At 41.3% G+C, this 17,655-nt stretch carries 14 protein-coding genes; all 14 read left to right on the top strand.

Annotated features, from left to right (window positions below; genetic code table 11):
• The first annotated feature begins 493 nt into the window (after window positions 1-493).
• Window positions 494-1,717 carry a sensor histidine kinase gene (locus ACYQ2C_RS06260; protein WP_460100849.1) on the top strand — a complete coding sequence of 408 codons (1,224 nt, stop codon included), beginning with the start codon at window positions 494-496 and terminating at the stop codon, window positions 1,715-1,717.
• Between the two features lie 222 nt (window positions 1,718-1,939).
• Window positions 1,940-3,655, top strand: a complete 1,716-nt coding sequence (locus tag ACYQ2C_RS06265) for a sigma 54-interacting transcriptional regulator (protein ID WP_460100852.1) — start codon at window positions 1,940-1,942, stop codon at window positions 3,653-3,655.
• A 926-nt stretch (window positions 3,656-4,581) separates the two neighbouring features.
• Window positions 4,582-4,770, top strand: coding sequence for a PA3496 family putative envelope integrity protein (locus ACYQ2C_RS06270; RefSeq protein WP_460051467.1), 189 nt, complete (start codon window positions 4,582-4,584; stop codon window positions 4,768-4,770).
• Between the two features lie 1,154 nt (window positions 4,771-5,924).
• Complete coding sequence (flgB, locus tag ACYQ2C_RS06275) at window positions 5,925-6,329, top strand: flagellar basal body rod protein FlgB (RefSeq protein WP_460051469.1); 405 nt, start codon at window positions 5,925-5,927, stop codon at window positions 6,327-6,329.
• A 15-nt stretch (window positions 6,330-6,344) separates the two neighbouring features.
• On the top strand, window positions 6,345-6,785 hold the full coding sequence (gene flgC / locus ACYQ2C_RS06280) for a flagellar basal body rod protein FlgC (RefSeq protein WP_460051471.1): 441 nt from the start codon (window positions 6,345-6,347) through the stop codon (window positions 6,783-6,785).
• A gap of 22 nt (window positions 6,786-6,807) precedes the next feature.
• The gene (locus ACYQ2C_RS06285; protein ID WP_460100858.1) at window positions 6,808-7,521 is read left to right on the top strand and encodes a flagellar hook assembly protein FlgD; all 714 of its coding nucleotides are present in this window, start codon (window positions 6,808-6,810) and stop codon (window positions 7,519-7,521) included.
• Window positions 7,522-7,555: 34 nt separating this feature from the next.
• Window positions 7,556-8,818 carry a flagellar hook protein FlgE gene (gene flgE / locus ACYQ2C_RS06290; protein ID WP_460100861.1) on the top strand — a complete coding sequence of 421 codons (1,263 nt, stop codon included), beginning with the start codon at window positions 7,556-7,558 and terminating at the stop codon, window positions 8,816-8,818.
• Window positions 8,819-8,990: 172 nt separating this feature from the next.
• Window positions 8,991-9,734: a flagellar basal-body rod protein FlgF gene (gene flgF, locus ACYQ2C_RS06295; RefSeq protein WP_460051477.1), complete on the top strand. Its 744-nt coding sequence runs from the start codon at window positions 8,991-8,993 to the stop codon at window positions 9,732-9,734.
• A 248-nt stretch (window positions 9,735-9,982) separates the two neighbouring features.
• Window positions 9,983-10,768 carry a flagellar basal-body rod protein FlgG gene (gene flgG / locus ACYQ2C_RS06300; RefSeq protein WP_460051478.1) on the top strand — a complete coding sequence of 262 codons (786 nt, stop codon included), beginning with the start codon at window positions 9,983-9,985 and terminating at the stop codon, window positions 10,766-10,768.
• Between the two features lie 117 nt (window positions 10,769-10,885).
• Window positions 10,886-11,587 (top strand): flagellar basal body L-ring protein FlgH, encoded by a 702-nt coding sequence (gene flgH, locus ACYQ2C_RS06305; protein ID WP_460051480.1) that lies wholly within the window; start codon window positions 10,886-10,888, stop codon window positions 11,585-11,587.
• A gap of 11 nt (window positions 11,588-11,598) precedes the next feature.
• On the top strand, window positions 11,599-12,702 hold the full coding sequence (locus ACYQ2C_RS06310) for a flagellar basal body P-ring protein FlgI (protein WP_460051481.1): 1,104 nt from the start codon (window positions 11,599-11,601) through the stop codon (window positions 12,700-12,702).
• A 2-nt stretch (window positions 12,703-12,704) separates the two neighbouring features.
• Window positions 12,705-13,637, top strand: coding sequence for a flagellar assembly peptidoglycan hydrolase FlgJ (flgJ, locus tag ACYQ2C_RS06315; protein ID WP_460051483.1), 933 nt, complete (start codon window positions 12,705-12,707; stop codon window positions 13,635-13,637).
• 36 nt (window positions 13,638-13,673) lie between these two features.
• Window positions 13,674-15,671: a flagellar hook-associated protein FlgK gene (flgK, locus tag ACYQ2C_RS06320; protein WP_460100868.1), complete on the top strand. Its 1,998-nt coding sequence runs from the start codon at window positions 13,674-13,676 to the stop codon at window positions 15,669-15,671.
• 16 nt (window positions 15,672-15,687) lie between these two features.
• The gene (gene flgL, locus ACYQ2C_RS06325) at window positions 15,688-17,055 is read left to right on the top strand and encodes a flagellar hook-associated protein FlgL (RefSeq protein ID WP_460100871.1); all 1,368 of its coding nucleotides are present in this window, start codon (window positions 15,688-15,690) and stop codon (window positions 17,053-17,055) included.
• Window positions 17,056-17,655: the final 600 nt, after the last annotated feature.

Consider the following 17,655-nt stretch of genomic DNA (forward strand, 5'->3'; position numbering starts at 1 on the left):
GCCATTAACCTAACGATTCCTAGAACAATCTCTTTGCCATTTTTATATTGATGTTAACTAATGGAACCTCTGATTAAATCATTCATGATTTAATCGGAAGGCAGACATTGATAATGCGATTTCTCAGTTTTTTCACAACTTCAATCATTTGCCGTTCTTGACGTTGGTGACACTTCCTAGTGTTGCGAGCAACATTAGGTTAATCAGAGTTTCCTAGTAAATGCGGTTTTTGAAAAACGTTAAATTCGAGAATTTGTGCATTATATGAATAGTATGAATAAATTTTTTGAATTTTATTGCTATGATTTTTCAGTACGACCGACAAATATTCCTGCACGTTCATTAAAATGGGTCGATTATTTGACACGGAGACTTTCGTAACACCTTGAAAACTATGGATAAAATTTTGGTATTAAGGTTGCATTATTCTATGTGTATAAAACGTTTAACCTTATTTACATGATTTTTTGACGGAAATTAAAGGGTGTATGCTATGGTTTTTAATGCGATCTTGGGTGCAGAAAAAAATGCCGCCGTATCCGATAAAAAAGCTGCAATCTTCAATGCGTTAATCGCTAAAAATAGCGTCGTTGCCTTTGATTCTATAAAATCGTTTGAAAAAGTAAACGTTAAAAATGATCTTAACAACACATTAACACGGTCTCATATTCCTTTCGATTTAATTCTTGAAAAGGTCCCTGCTGCGGTATTGGTATTGAACGAACAGGGCAAGATTATTTACGCGAATGAGGCCGCAGAGTTTTTATTGGGTATACCCTTGTTACACCGACTTTGGCGTGAAGTTATGACGGATTGTTTTGTTCGCCGATTCGATGACGGACATGAAATATCAACAAAACAGGGACGACGAATTTCGGTATCGACCAAAGGTTTAAGTGGCGGCCAAGAAGGGCAAATTATTTTGTTGTCCGATTTAACTGAAACTCGAAAACTGCAAGATCAGCTTAGTCATCAGAAGCGTTTATCTTCTCTGGGAAAAATGGTTTCTGCATTAGCTCATCAACTACGAACACCTTTATCGGCCGCGTTATTGTATTCCGGTCATTTGTGTGAAGATCTTAAATATTCTTCAAATGACGAAAATGATCTCGCAACGCAACAAACGTTATCCGTTCGGAAGAAATTTGCAGAAAAGTTAAGATCGCGTTTACGCCATTTAGAAAAACAAATTCAAGATATGTTGCTGTTCGTTAAAGGGGATTTACCTTTAACGGATCGTATTTCGGTACAACAGTTTATCAACGAATTTTATGAAGCCGCTGAAGCACCGCTTACAGCCAGTGGTTTTACCTTAGATATTGTCTATAAAACAAATGCGCAAGAATTTACTCCTCATTTTATTCGTTGCAATAAAGATGCTTTAATTAATGCTTTTCTTAATATTGTTAATAATTCTATTCAAGCCATTGAACACGAGCTTGATTCAAAAAAACAGTCAAAAAATTGCACTCGCTTAGAGATGTTAATTCATTTAAATAACTCAGGTGTTTTAAATATTGTCTTTCGAGATTTTGGGCCTGGAATAACGCCTGAAGTTCTCGCTCGCATCGATGAGCCTTTTGTTACCACCAAGCCCCAAGGCACTGGGTTGGGTTTGGCCGTTGTACGTACACTGGTTAAAGCTCACGGTGGGCAGTTTATTTTGAAAAACGCTAATCCGGGAGTAGAGGCAGTTATCACGCTGCCAATTTCATGAACGGTAGGTGATTAAAATTATGAAGAAGTTGGACATCGCATTGTCAACTTCTGACCGCTGATTAAATCATGAATGAGCTAATCAACGGATTCTAAAAGTTATACACAAAAAATTCGGGTAATTAATTTAACGCAAAATCTTTTGGTTATTGATGTCTTTGAGTTATTCATCTCTCAAGTGGCGTTAACAATTTGATGATTTTTGGCCAGTGAGTAGTGTCCTATGAAATCTAAATTACGAGTCTTAGTTGCAGAAGATGATCCTTCTTTAAGAGAAGCTATTGTCGATACATTAGAAATAGCCAATCTAGAGGTTGAAGCGGTTGCCGACGGTAATCAAGCCCTGCAAGTTTTGCAATCGCGTAATGATATTGGCATTGTTGTATCGGATGTAAACATGCCTAATCTTGATGGCTACGAACTGCTAAAAATTTCCAAAGAACGTTTCCCGCACATTCCCGTAGTATTGATGACCGCCTACGGTACCATTCATCAATCGGTAAAGGCGATGCAAGAAGGTGCGGTTGATTACCTCGTAAAACCCTTTGAACCGGCACTTTTGCAAGAACTGGTACAACGCTATACCGGAGGTATTTCTGAAGAATTTAAAAATGCACCGGTTGCGGTGGCGAGCTCCAGTTTACAATTGTTGGAGTTGGCAAAACGCGTTGCAAAGTCGGATTCCACGGCGTTAATTTTAGGCGAATCGGGAACCGGGAAAGAAGTTTTAGCGCGTTATGTTCACGACTGTTCTAACCGTAGCCAAGGGCCCTTTGTGGCAATCAATTGTGCCGCCATTCCTGAAACCATGCTGGAGTCTATTCTATTCGGCCACGAGAAGGGTGCATTTACCGGTGCTACGGCCAGTATGCCCGGTAAATTTGAGCAGGCCAATGGCGGCACCATTTTACTTGATGAAATTTCTGAAATGGATATGGCGCTACAGGCAAAGCTATTACGTGTGTTACAAGAGCGCGAAGTTGAGCGTTTGGGTGGGCGTAAAACCATCCGTCTGGATGTACGCGTTATTGCAACGTCTAACCGCACTATGCTGGATGAAGTGAAGGCGGGGCGCTTTCGCGAAGATCTCTACTACCGTCTTAGCGTTTTACCGTTGTCTTGGTTACCTTTACGCGAGCGACGTGACGACATAGTGCCTTTGGCTGAAAAGCTTTTACGCAAACATGCAAGAAAACAACATCGAAATGGCGTGCGTTTATCGATAGACGCAAAGCAAGGTCTAATTAACTATTCTTGGCCGGGAAATGTTCGGGAATTAGACAACGTAATACAACGAGCGTTGATCTTACAGGAAGGGCTTACCATCAATGCATGTGATCTGGGCTTACCAAACGAAAAAGGCGTAGCTATGGCCTTGCCGGTGATATCGGCGTTGAGTTACAACGAAGCTTCAAATAATGTGTTACCTAGCACGACGGTAAACAGTTCAGCACCTGAGGTAATGACTACATCCATAACTATCCCTAAAACCAATTTGAATGAAAATACAGATTGTTTTCGAGCAAATGTTTCCGGCTCCCACGAAAACGTGTTCGAGAGTTGGATGCAAAACGAAACTACTGTTGCGCACTCACAACCGGAGTCGTCAACTTCACTGTGGCATGATGATCAGAATTCCAGTCTATCTGCCCCAAGTACACCCACAGTTCGGTATTCGCCGGTCTCTGAGCTGTTTAGTGAGGCTAATCTCGACACCGTTGATACCGTAAAAACACCACCAGCTACACCGGATATGGGTAAAGGCAGTCTGGGGAACGATTTAAAGCAGCGCGAGTTCGAGCTTATAGTTGATACCATTCGCGATGAGCGTGGCAGCCGCAAGCGAGCCGCGGCGCGTTTGGGAATTAGCCCGCGAACACTGAGGTATAAAATTGCCAAATTTCGTGAAGTTGGATTAATTGTTGAAGAACAGCTTTAAAGCGTACTTTGAGTTTACACATTAAATTGTATTTATGACGCTGATTGAAGTTTGAGTTAATTGACGTTTAATTAAATAGGGCCTTGCCGAGGTTTCTCCCTAAAGCGCGGTGCTTTTATAAACACAATGCCTTTATAGATACGTTCTTTATAGATACATTTTTTAAGTTTCTCGGTTAAGCTGATAGGTATCCATTCCATTCTTTATTTTGTTCACCTGCTATATTTAACGAGCCGTTTAAATTACAGAAACCTCTAACTAAATCATGGATGCGTTAACTTAGGGGTTCCTAGAGATTCGTACATGGCGATATGATATTCAGCTGATTAAAAAATGCTTGAAAGATTGTTTGTTTTCGAACATTACTGATTAGTGCAAACAGGATTAAAAATTACGGTTAATAATTACCAAACAATTTTTAACCAGTTCCGCGATTGAAAGCCCCTGTAACGCGCTGAGTTTTTAATCCAATTAGAGTAGATAACGGCCGCTTTTACCTTGTTTTATAGACTTTCGTAGCATTAGCAACTATTCGTTAACCTTAGTTTCTACCGTGGTCATTTTTTGGCTTGAGGTTTGCTGAATGCAGCAAGTAGCTCGATGATGCCGGTGCATTCAAAACGCAAAAGAGCTTACTAAAAAACACCAATCTATACCCTTGTGGGAATTGTGTTCAGCGTCGGTTGTGTTTGAATCCGCAAAAGTGTCGGCTTCGGTAAAGTATATTTTGACTCACTTTAAAAGCGCAGCACACATTAGTGAAAAAATATTCTTGACGAAAAAGGTATTCTATAGTTATTTTTGCAATTGTCAGCTGTTGGAACGATCCCAATAAGGTGGCTGGTTGTTGTAGCCTCCTAGTTGCGGGTAGAACACAGTGATTCTTACAAGCGATTAATTTTGTTGGAATTGTTGAGGATGATTTTATGCGTGACGAACTAACCAATGACGACTTCAATTCAAGTGATGTGCTTAACAGCATCGGTGATGAGCTGGACAACTTCACCGCTAAAAACTTGCAAATTGATGCCCGTAGAAGATTAGAAGACGCGTTAGAAGAGCGTAGGCTTAGTCGAGAGCTGCGCGAATTTGATTTTGATGACATAGACGATTAATAGAGCCCGCTGTATTTGTGGTGTTCGCGGGTGAACATTATCCTCATCATCTAATTCGTTAGAGCACGAACAGCATTGGACTCTGGTTAACTCTTTGCGAATTAATCAGAGTACCTGTATCAGTGCTCTAGCTTAATATTGCGATCTTTAAACGGTAACCTTCGTTACTCTTGTATCTTTATGAATACCGCATATTCGGTATTGATTCGATTGATATCTCACTGTATTACTAGGCTTTTATTTGCTTTCGCTCCACGCGGTAACATTCGTTGTTTGTCTGTCTCATTAGTAAATGCCTTCAATTCGTAAACTGTTTTAAATTACAACGCCTTCTAATCTCCAAAATCTTATAATTTATAGGAAACTCTGATTAACCTAGAGTTTCTCGCGACACAAGGATGTGTTGCCAATTTCAAGAACGGTAAGTGATTGAAATTGTGAAGAAATTGGAAATCGCATTTTCAATTTCTGTCCTCTGATTAAATCATGGATGAGTTAATCAGAGGTTCCTATAGATTCTTCTAATTAATAAACTCTTCCAATTGATAAATTCCCCTGAATTCTACGTTTTGTAGTACGAGTGTTTTTCACTAATTTTTGCTGAAGTAAAATTACACGGCAAACTATTTCCTCTCGAATGACTTTTGGAACCACTGCTTAACTCATCCCTGACTTGATCAGCGGAAATTGTTTGAGTTTGTGAAGAGTTCAGAAATTATATTTCTATTTCTTACCGTTATTTAAATATGGCGGAGTTAATCAGCGTTTTATTAAGTAAACGCTAATAAGCTTTAGGTTTGCGGAATTTTTTCAGACTTGATCATAGTTTTCTAGAGAGAATCAAAAATTCTCATATTCCATGGTTTTTGATAACTCTTCAGAATGTTGTATCAAATTCTGCGACTAACACAAAATGTTCAATCAATAACGCTGTTGGCCTAGTTCTCGCTTTAACCCATTTGTGAGAATGCATTGCCGTTAAAGCGGCAATAAATAGATTTACCAAAGGAACCTCCGATTAACTTATCCCTGATTTAATCAGAGGTTCCTAAGGATGAAATTGCAGAGATTTTTAGTTTATCCATAAAGCTGGAATTTTTAACGAGTTGATGGTTGTTCTGCAAAAAAATCAATCTGTGAAATGAGTAATTATCGTGGCTATTAATTTTGACACTGCATTAGGTATCCACCCACTTGCATTACAAAAACGTACCGAGCGTGCAAATATATTGGCAAATAATATTGCCAATGCAGAAACACCTGGGTTCAAAGCACGAGATCTTAATTTTCAGGCTGTTTTTGAACAGCATCTTTCAAACCAAACTGAAGGTTTGAATATGGACGTCACTCAATCCGGTCACAGACCCGGCGGCGCTGTAGTTATAAACGATGACGAACTTTTGTATCGAAATCCTTTGCAGCCTTCTATTGATGGCAATACCGTAGAAGAGCACATTGAACATGCCGAGTTTATGAAAAATTCATTAGCGTTTGAATCCAGTTTTTTATTCTTAAAAAGTCGGTTTAGCGGCCTGTTAACTGCATTACGCGGTGAATAATAGAGGTAAAAAATTATGTCATTAGGCGATGTCTTTAGAACATCTGCGTCGGCACTGAGCGCAAATACGGTTCGAATTAATACCACGGCAAGTAATTTGGCTAACGCTGAGTCCGCTGCATCGAGTATTGACGAAACCTATCGCGCTCGCCACCCAGTTTTTGCCGCGGTGGCGAAGGAGGCCTTGGATATTAATTTTGATACTCTTGATGCAGGACCCAGTGAAACCAGTGGTGTTCAAGTTTTAGGTGTTGTCGAATCAAATGCGCCGTTGCAGCAACGTTACGAGCCGGGCCATCCTCTCGCCAACGAAGACGGTTACGTATTTTACCCCAATGTAAATGCCGTAGAAGAATTGACGAACATGATCTCAAGCTCAAAGGCCTATCAAATGAACGTTGAAGTGCTTAATTCAGCGAAATCAATGATGCAAAGAATATTAACGCTTGGTCAGTAGGGCTTTTTGCGGAGATTAAATAATGGATATTTCCAATGTTGAATCGGTACTAAGTCGTTTCTCACTTGAAAACCGCGCTACAGAAGAAACGGATGACGGCGACGATCTAGGTAGAGATGTTTTTTTGCAATTATTAACAACGCAATTGCAAAATCAAAACCCATTAGAACCCCAAGAAAACAGTGAATTCGTCGCACAACTTGCGCAATTTTCACAATTAGAAAGCCTGGGTGAATTAAACAATAATTTTACAGACTTTAGCAGTTCATTTTTATCTAACCAAGCTTTGGCCGCTTCGTCGCTGGTTGGAACTTCGGTAACCGTTCCTTCCAATACCGCCTTATTAGCACCCGGTGGCGTGGTTTCTGGACAAGTGCAATTACCTGCTTCCAGCAACGACGTTAATATCGATATATTCGACAGCGCAGGCAGTTTTGTCGATCGAATTCCATTAGGAACTCAAGCCGCTGGGGAATTGGTTTTCCGCTGGGATGGCAGTTTTGCCGAAGTTAACGGCGAGCTTATCGACTGGCAATCATCAAGATCTAACATCGACAGCGGTGAATACCGAATTACGGTAACCGCAGATATTAATGGCAGTACGACACAATTGGATACTGGCTTAAGCGCAAATGTTAACAGTGTCACCGTTGGTGGAAACGGAGAGCTCACGCTAAACCTTGCCGGTATAGGCGCATACAGCATTAACGATGTTATTCAGTTTAATGAACAATAAAAACACCGTTTTATTCGGTTCGATGGAGTAAATTATGTCATTTAATATTGGTCTCAGTGGAATTCGTGCGGCAAATATTGACCTTGAAGTGACGGGTAATAATATTTCGAACGCTTCAACCATAGGGTTTAAGGAAAGTCGAACCGAATTTGGTGATATTTACGCAAACTCATTATTTGGATCAGGCTCTTTAGAAGTTGGCGATGGTGTACGAGTCACCGAGGTGGCGCAATCATTTGACCAAGGTAATCTGGCTTACACCGAAAATGAATTAGACCTTGCTATAAGTGGTGAAGGGTTTTTTATTGTTGATGCCGGTGGTGAATTAAATTATACCCGCGACGGAACCTTCGGTGTTAACGAGAGTGGTTTTTTGGTCAATAACTCAGGATCTATTGTTCAAGGTTTTGGAGCCGACGATGACAATAACATCATCGGTGTATTAACCGATCTTCAATTATCAACCGATAATATTGCGCCCCAACAAACCGTCGATGTTGATTGGCGAATTAATCTCGATGCCGGTGAATTACCACCGCTGGTAACTACGTTTGATTCAACAGATGCGGCCAGCTATAACAGCGTTACGTCAGTGACAATATTTGATTCATTAGGCGTATCGCATACGCTGACACAATATTACGTACAAAACTCGCCAGCCGGTGGCCCTTCACAATGGCAAGCCTACACTTATATCGACGGAGCCGCAGCTTCGGTTGATGCCACCGGTAATCCAGTTCCCAACCTATTAACGTTTGATTCTACCGGTAATTTAAGCGCGGTAGATGGTGTTGCCGGAGCAACCGAATTTGACATTCTAAATTGGTCTGACCCTCAGGCAACGGACCCTGCACGTGCAACACTGACGATTAATTATCGCGGTTCTACTCAATTTGGCTCTAATTTTGGTGTTGCCGATGTTTCACAAGACGGATTTACCACCGGTCGATTATCGGGATTAGAAATTGACGAGTTTGGAATCATATTTGCCCGATTTACCAACGGACAATCTAGTGTTGTGGGTCAAGTTGCGCTCGCGGAATTCACCAACAACCAAGGATTACAACCGGTAGGCAATAATTCTTGGGCACAAACTTTTCAATCGGGCGAAGCAAATATTGGCGCTCCAGGTTCTGCCGCGCTAGGCTTAGTTAACTCGGGTGTATTAGAGGAATCAAATACCGATTTAACCGAGCAGCTTGTGCAATTGATTATTGCGCAACGTAATTATCAAGCAAACTCTAAAACGGTTGAGACGGCTGATCAGGTCACGCAAACCATTATTAATATCCGTTAAAAAAGAATTGACTGTGCGATTTGGGCGACGAAAGTCGCCTTTTTTTTGTTTTTATTTTTCTATGGCATCGGCTTTGCTCACTTAATAAAAAGCGGTAATTTTTTGTCATAAGCCGGTTTTAATGTTTTCGACAGCTTATGTTTTTTCTTTAGTATTGTGAGAGCCCTTGAATATGGATAGAGCAATTTATATCGCCATGACGGGTGCAAAAAATAATATGTTAGCACAAACCGCCAGAGCCAATAATTTGGCGAACGCCAACACAACAGGCTTTAGAGCCGACTTTGAGCAAGCGCGCAGCATGGGCGTTTATTACGGTGACGGCATTCCAACTCGCGCCTATTCGCAAACAGAGCGGCCCGCAACCGATTTTAGTCATGGCTCCTTAAATTTAACCGGACGCGATCTTGACGTTGCTATTGAGGGTGATGGTTTTTTGGTGGTTGCTACGGCAGACGGTTCTGAGGCGTTAACAAGAGCCGGTAATTTTGTCATTAGCCCAGAAGGTATTTTGCATACCGGTAATGGTTTACCGGTTTTAGGCGAGGGTGGTCCAATTATTCTACCACCGCTTGAGAAACTACAAATTGCAAAGGATGGTACGCTCAGTGTGCAAATTCAGGGGCAAGGGCCAGAAGCGCTTGCCAATATTAATCGTTTGCGATTGGTTAATCCTGATCTTGAAAATGTAGAAAAAGGTGAAGACGGTTTATTTAGATTACGAGATGGTGGTGAATTTGTTGATGATCCTTCCGTCACGGTAATTGCCGGATTTTTAGAAACCAGTAATGTTAATACCATCAGTGAATTAACCTCGGTTATTGCTTTGGCTCGACAATACGAGACACAAATAAAATTAATGTCAACCGTAGAAGAGAATGCCGATGCAAATCTTAAACTTTTGCAGCTTTCTTAAATAAAAAGAAACTCTGGTTAACCTAGAGTTTCCGGTGACACAAGGATGTGTCACCAATTTCAAGAACTATAAGTGATCGAAATTGTGAAGAAATTGGAAATCGCATTTTCAATTTCTGTCCTCTGATTAAATCATGGATGAGTTAATCAGAGGTTCCAAAAAGTAATTCGGTAGTTTTTTGTCAAAAAATACCAGCTAATTTAACGGACCCAATTTTTTATTAAAAATATTGAACATCAGAGGTATTTATGCACGCAGCACTGTATGTAAGTAAAACGGGTTTAAGTGCTCAAGACACCCAACTAACAACCATTTCAAATAATCTGGCTAATGCATCGACCGTTGGTTATAAGCGTGATGCCGCAGTATTTGAAGATCTAATTTATCAAATTACTCGTCAACCCGGTGCGCAATCAACCCAAGATACAACCTTACCGTCGGGTTTGCAGCTAGGTACTGGTGTGCGCGTGGTAAGTACGCAAAAACAATTTACAGAAGGCAGTTTACAAGTTACCGATCAAGCATTGGATGTAGCCATTAGCGGTCGCGGTTTTTTTCAAATAGCGTTACCCGATGGTACAACTGCATACACACGTAACGGCCAATTTCATTTAAATTCCGATGGTGACTTGGTAAATGCCAATGGTTTATTACTCGATCCTGCTATTACCGTTCCAGAAAATACCAGTACATTAACTATTGGTACAGACGGAATTGTGACCGCCAATATCAGAGGGCAAACTAACCCAACTCAAATTGGCACGATTGAAATTGTCGACTTTATTAATCCATCGGGTTTAGAAGCCTTTGGCGGCAACTTATTTTATGAAACCGCCGCAAGTGGTAATCCCCTAACAGGTACGCCGGGTCAAAATGGTTTAGGGGATTTATTACAAGGTACACTCGAAAACTCTAACGTGGATATTGTCGAAGAAATGGTAAATATGATTACTACGCAACGTGTTTACGAATTAAATTCAAAGGTTGTGACTACGGCCGATCAAATGTTGCAGTTTATTAGTCAAAATCTTTAATTTGGCATTAATAACCGTGCAGTAAATAGTTGCATTCATCATTCTCGCAAACAACAGAAAATAATAACGAATAACGGTGCGACTGTTTGTGGATGCTAAAGCAAAGAAGTACAAAAAATGACTCAATTATTTAATTTCTACAAGCGTTTATCTCTCTGCGTAATTCCATTAATAAGTCTGGCGGGCTGCGCGGGTCAATCCAGAATGCCGACACCGGATTCTGATCCGTTTTATGCGCCAGTTATCGCACCACCGCCGCCGGTAATTCCGCCGAGTAATGGATCTTTGTACAGCGAAAATTATTCGATCTCTCTATACACCGATGCTAAAGCCATGCGCATTGGGGATATCATCACCGTTATTCTTGAGGAAGAAACCAGTTCCAGTAAATCATCCAATGTATCGTTGGTAAAAGATGACGACGTTAATATAGAAGAGGGCACGGTATTAGGTTCTGGAGTAAGTGTAAAAAATCTGAGTTTATTAACCGATCTGGTCGCAGAAAGAGAATTTACCGGAGAAGCAGATGCAGACCAAAGTAACAGTTTAATTGGTGATATCACGGTAACTGTGGCAGATATTCTGCCCAATGGTAATCTTGTGATTCGCGGTGAAAAATGGATCACCATTAATCGTGGCGATGAATACATTCGCTTGAGCGGTATTATTCGTCCGGGTGATATTGCCACCGATAATACGGTTGTATCAACGCGTATCGCCAACGCTCGAATTTCTTACAGCGGTACAGGTGAGCTTGCCAATACTAATCGGCAAGGTTGGTTGTCTCGATTTTTTAACGGCCCTCTCTGGCCATTTTAGCGAGCGTAATTATGATTATTTTACGTTGCATTATTTTCGGTTTATTTATCTTAATATCCAACGTGTCTGTGGCTGAACGCATAAAAGACATAACCAGTATCCAGGGTGTTCGTTCGAATCAATTAATTGGCTACGGTCTTGTCGTTGGTCTAGACGGCACCGGTGATCAAACCAACCAAACACCTTTTACTGCGCAGTCTTTTAGCTCAATGTTAAAACAATTCGGAATTGCCATACCCGAAGGTGCTCGATTTCAATTGGCGAATGTCGCCGCTGTGGCCGTGCACGCCCAACTGCCGCCGTTTGCAAAACCCGGCAGCGCCATAGACGTAACAGTTTCTTCTATTGGTAATTCGAGTTCACTACGCGGTGGAAGCTTATTGCTAACTCCTTTAAGAGGTATCGATGGTCAAGTATATGCCATTGCACAAGGCAATTTAGTGGTGGGTGGTTTAGGTGTAGAAGGTGCAGACGGATCACGTTTAACCGTAAACGTGCCTAGTGTTGGTCGTATTCCCGATGGCGCATCGGTTGAGCGCGAAGTCGCGGTAAGTTTTACCGACGGTGGCCCCATTGTATTGAACTTACATCATCCAGATTTTACCTCTGCCAAGCGTATGGCCGAGATTATTAATTTTACTCTTGGGCCAGAAACCGCATTTCCGTTGGATGCTGCATCGGTATCGGTGCGTTCACCGGTAAATCCAGCGCAAAAAGTTGAGTTTTTATCACTTATCGAAAATCTTGAAATAGAACCCGGCGAAGCGCCCGCGCGAGTCGTTATTAATTCTCGTACCGGTACAATTGTTGTTGGTAGTCACGTGAGTATAGAGCCTGTTGCCATTACCCACGGCAGCTTAACGGTCACTGTGCGTGAAACTCCAGACGCTGTGCAACCCAATCCGTTAGCCCAAGGCCAAACCGTAGTAATTCCACAGTCAGAGATTATTGTGGAAGACGGCCCGCGACAAATGTTTCGATTTTCACCAGGCCCTTCATTGGATGACATTGTTCGTGCCGTTAATGAAGTTGGCGCAGCACCCGGTGATTTAATGGCCATATTAGAAGCGCTTAAACAAGCCGGTGCCTTGCGTGCCGAGTTAATTGTGATTTGATTATGGAATATTCAATAGGCCGAACCAATTTAGATTCAAATGCTTATACAGATTTGAACTCATTAAACTCCATAAAATCATTGGGTCGTGATCAAGACCCAAAAGCAATCGCCGAGGTCGCTAAACAATTTGAATCGTTTTTTATTAGCCAACTGCTAAAAGAAATGCGAAAAACTACAGACACCTTGGGTGAAGATAATTTTTTAAACAGTAACGAGATGAAATACCATCAACAAATGTTTGATCAACAATTGTCGTTGGCGCTTTCTAAAAATGGCGGCGTTGGTATCGCAAAAATTCTGGAGCAGCAATTAAACAATCAGTTTCAGTTGGATTGGGGTAAAGAACAACCAACGACTGCTGGGTTAGAACCTCGTCAGCTAAATAATGATTCTTTGGCGTATCGAAAAATAATACCGGCCAATAATTTTCACGGAATCACACAGGATTCTATTAAGCAAAATGATTTTTCGGATTTTACTAACAAAGCCGATTTTATAGAAACCCTAAAGCCCTACGCGAAAAAGGCGGCAAGCCAACTCAATATAAATGAAGACGTTTTACTGGCGCAGGCAGCTTTAGAGACCGGTTGGGGAAAACACATAGCGCAAGATCAGTCTGGCTACAGTTATAACCTTTTTAATATTAAAAGTGACTCGCGCTGGAATGGACAAGCTGTTCGTGTTAACACGTTAGAATTTAACGGCAATGTTGCTTATCAAGAACAGGCAGATTTTCGATCGTATCAGAGTTTTTCAGAAAGTTTTGAAGACTATGTAAGTTTTATTCAAAGCAATCCACGTTATCAAAATGCACTGGCAGTTGCAGAAAACCCAAAACAATACGTAGAAGAGTTACAGAAAGCAGGTTATGCAACCGATCCTAACTACGCAGAAAAAATTATTCAGTTGTTGGATCAACCCGAATTTAAATGAAAAAATTCACGTTAATGGTATTGGTAGAGGTTAATTATGTCGCTAATTAACATTGCGTTATCCGGCTTGCGATCGTCGCAAACATCTCTTGCAACGACAGGCCATAACATCTCAAATACCAACACAGAAGGTTATAGCCGTCAGCGTACCGAACAAGAAACACAGCAACCCCGTTTTACTGGCGGCGGTTTTGTGGGCACAGGCACACGTATAGTATCGGTCGACCGCTTAAGCAATGAATTTATCAACGAAGAATTGCGATCTGCTGGCGAGAATTTAGCAGAATCAGAAGCATTTTTAGATCAAGTCCAACAATTAGATTCGTTGCTGGCTTCTTCCAATACCAGTTTAACGTCAAGCTTAGAACGATTTTTTGGTTCTTTATCTACCGCCGCAGAAGACCCTCAAAGTACAACCACTCGTCAGTTAGTCTTGAGCGAAGCTAGTGGTTTGGCCGAGCGATTTAATATCTTGTATCAAGAGCTCAATGAGCAGAACAGTTTTGTAAATAACCAAACCGAGGCGATTATAGAACAGGTTAATCAGCTGGCTAATAATATATCGGGAATTAACGCTGCGGTTGCCACTTCATTCGCCAATGGAAGACAACCCAATGATCTTTTAGATAGCCGCGATCAGGCTATTCGAGATTTAAGCAATTTGGTTGGCTTAAGTGTGGTAGAGCAGAGTAATGGCGTCGTTAATTTATTTATTGGCACCGGCCAACCCTTGGTTGTTGGCGAACAGGTGACCGAGTTAGCGATAAGACCGGCATTGGATTCCAACTTTCAATTAGATGTTATACAACCAACGTCCGGAACGGTTCTAACCAGCATTATTACCGGCGGCGAGTTGGGTGGTTTGCTGGATTTTCAACGCGGACTAATTACTACATCGTTAAATGAATTAGGGCGTCTTGCATTAGTGACCGCCGACGCATTAAATCAACAACAGGCCCGTGGTTTAGATTTAGACGGCAATTTTGGTGTGAATATTTTCAACGATATTAATACCCAAAGATCGGCAGAAAATCGTGTGACTGCCAGTGCCGATAATCTAGGTACCGCTCGGTTGCAGGTTAATATCACCGAGACCGGACAGCTTACCGCCAGTGATTATGAGCTACGCATAATTGGCGGCACCTATGAGTTATTACGACTTGAAGACGAAACCCTGGTTGCTTCGGGAGCAACTCCTCTACCGGGTACCTTGACCATTGCCGGAGAAGGTTTTGATATACAATTAAATTCAGGTGCCGTAAGTGATGGCGACATATTTTTTATTTCACCCACACGACGCGCCGCTGATGATATTCAAAGGGTACTTAACGAAACCTCACAACTGGCATTTGCAGCGCCCTTAAGATCTACAATTTCTGAAGATAATCGCGGTGAATTCACCATTAGTGATCCAAGAATTGTCAGTGACTTAGATCCATCAAATCAAAGTATCTTAACTACGGCATCGGGTACCTTCCCGTTAACTCTTGTATTTGATGAAGCTGCAAATACATTCAATGTTACCGGCGTTGCTGCTGGTTTTACCGTAACACCGGCCGCCGCACCATTTGTCAGCGGAATTGGCAATTTACTTACGTTTAATATTACAGACACAGGCGGTAATTCTGTTGATTTTGAAATTGATATTTCAGGACGACCTGAAAACGCAGACACACTTACCATCAGTTTTAATGAAAACGGCGTTGCCGATAACCGCAATGCATTAGCGCAGGTTGCGTTACAAACATCCAATCTTATTCGAGGAACCGCAGCGAGTACCACCGTTTCTCAAAGTCTGGTCGATAGTTACGGGCAGCTTGTCGAAAATATTGGTGTTGTGACTTCGCAAAAATCCATCGAAGTGGAAGCAAACCAAAGTATTTTTGATCAATCATTTACAAATCGTGAAGAAATATCCGGTGTTAATCTAGACGAAGAAGCGTCAAACCTAATTCGCTTTGAACAAGCTTATAACGCCGCTACACAAGTTATTTCGGTCGCTCGACAATTGTTCGATCGAATTCTACAAATATAACTGAGGCGATCATCAGATGCGTGTCTCAACAAATTTAGCATTTAGCGGTGGCATCAACAGTATTCAAGATGTCTATTCGGATCTATTACGTACACAAGAACAAATAAGTACTGGCAAGCGAGTTTTAACACCGGCTGATGACCCCGTGGCAGCTACACGTATTTTAAATATTCAGCAGGATAATGCCTTACTTGACCGATATCGATCTAATATTACATTGGGTATTAACAATTTATCTGAAGAAGAAGCGTTATTAAATTCAGTCACCATTGCAACGCAACGGCTGGAAGAACTGGCTATTCAATCGGGTGACGGTATTTTAAGTAATCAAGATCGACTCGCCATCGCTCTAGAAACGCAAGAGATCTACGAGCAATTAACTGCGATCGCAAATAGCCAAAACGCCAGAGGCGAATATCTATTTGCCGGTAGTCAAGCAGATCAACAACCCTTTCGTATTCAACCAGACGGAAGCGTTCTTTATTTAGGCGACCAAAGCGGCAGAGACGTAGAAATTGCCGGTGGCAGTTTTATTTCAATTCGGGATAGCGGCTACAATGTTTTTCAAAATATCCGTAATGAAAGTCGAGTCGTTACTTCATCCAGTAATGCTGCGCTTGCTCAAATTGGCGCGGGTGAATTGATCGACGAAGCCGCGTTTGATAACTACTACGATGCGTTTGCAGGCTTGCCAGCGCCACAAATTACCAATCTCAGCTTAATTGATAATCGCGATGCTACTGATCCCAATTTCCCGGATGTGCCTCTAAATTACACCTTGCAATACACCCGTCCCGATGGCAGCGGTCCTGTGGCAGTGACAAATTTTAATTTGGTGAATCAAACCACTGTTGATGCCGATGGATTTCTCGAAATAGAAGTCGATTTAACAGCTGATTTTGGGCAAAAATTTTCCATTTACATACCAACCGACAGCGATGGATTTGTTCGTGGTGCTGGTGATGCGGACGGTGCCGGGCCTGGAGTCGGCGAAACCACGCAATTCGCTATCCAACGTCAGGAATCGCGTGGACTACTGGCAACCGCGTTCGAATTAACGCAATTGTTAAATCAACCCGCAGAAAGCCCTTCGGCGAACCAATATTTATCCGATCGATTAGGTGCAATTATTTCTAATTTAAATAATGCTGGCCGAAACATCGACAACGTGACCGCCAGTATTGGTGCACGAATTAATATATTAGAATCTACGGATTTTTTACACGAAGATTCTCAAATTTTTAATGAAGATGCCTTATCGCAAATTGAAGGCTTAGACTACGCGGCGGCGTTAAGTCAGTTAAGTTTACAACAAACTATCTTAGAAGCCGCGCAAACGAGCTATGTACAGGTTACCCAGTTGAGCTTATTTGATCGTTTGTAGTAACTCTACAACGCTCTGATTAATCTAGGGTTTGCCACGACACTAACATGTGATGGCAATTTTAAGAGCGGTAAATAATTGAAATTGTGAAAAATTGGAAATCTTATTTTCAATGTCTATTTTCGGATTAAATCATGGCAGAGTTAATCAGAGATTATTTATAAGAATAAAATAATAGCAAATTCTAATGTGTTCGGCGTTTTCATTGCTGTTTAGGTATGCATTAGTTCCAAATTGTATTAACTGGGTGTGAAGTTCTTTTTTCAAGTGCTGTTCTTTAGTATTTAGAGCATTTAGGTCCGGGCACTTATTATTTTTTCCTTGTATACCGTTATATTTATGTTGGCCTAGGTATTTCTGGGTTTTTATCGCGGTTAACAAGCTTACGAATTGCAAAACGTGTTCTTAGTTCTATTAACATTACTCGTAGGGCCAAGAGTCTAAAGGTCTTCAATTATTTGCCGAAATAAAGCTATAGAAACCTTTGATTAATTCACCCATGAACTAATCAGAGAGTAGAAATTGAAAATGTAATTTCCAATTTCTTCACAATTTCAATCACTTACCGTTCTTGAAATTGGGGACACATCCTTGTGCCGC

The organism is Sessilibacter sp. MAH3, from assembly GCF_054658275.1.